Below are 527 nucleotides of genomic sequence, written 5' to 3'. Positions count from 1 at the left end.
AAATGGGGCAAAACTCCCGTCATCGGCACCTACCCGGAAGGAAAGGACTACCGCGCCAAGACCTGGCAGCACTCCAGCCCACTCTTCTGGGGCAGCCAGATGCCCACCGCATCCGAACTCGGACGATCCTACAGCCCCTACCAGTTTGAAGTCAAGAACGCCAACAGCGACTTCTTCCCCATCACCATCTCCAACATCCTCTCCAACGACGGCACCCGGCTCTCCCCATTCGGCGGACCCGGCGCCGAACAGGTCAACAAGATTGTGGCCGCCGAACTCCCCTTCCAGCAGCCCTCCAGCCTCGCCGGATTCGCGGGATTCAGACTCACCCCAGGATGGTACAAGACCGATTCCAAAGCCGCCATCGCCAAACGCTTCGCCTACCAGTCAGGCGTTCCGGGCGTGGGCATCGGAAACTCCTTTGCCGACCCCATGCTCCCTCCCGACAAGGTATTCTCCCATAACGAAATCATGGGCGACGCCTCCCTGGGAGACTTCTGGGACCACGGCCTGATGATCAACGACGC

At 60.9% G+C, this 527-nt stretch carries 1 pseudogene; it reads left to right on the top strand.

Going from position 1 to position 527, the window contains the following annotated elements:
- Positions 1–527, top strand: a pseudogene (locus HMPREF3039_RS13975) (hypothetical protein); the annotation flags it as partial.

The sequence above is a fragment of the Akkermansia sp. KLE1798 genome, assembly GCF_001580195.1.
GTDB classification, from domain to species: Bacteria; Verrucomicrobiota; Verrucomicrobiia; order Verrucomicrobiales; family Akkermansiaceae; genus Akkermansia; species Akkermansia biwaensis.
The sequence above is the reverse complement of the archived record's forward strand: the minus strand, read 5'-3'. Positions and strand labels throughout refer to the sequence as shown.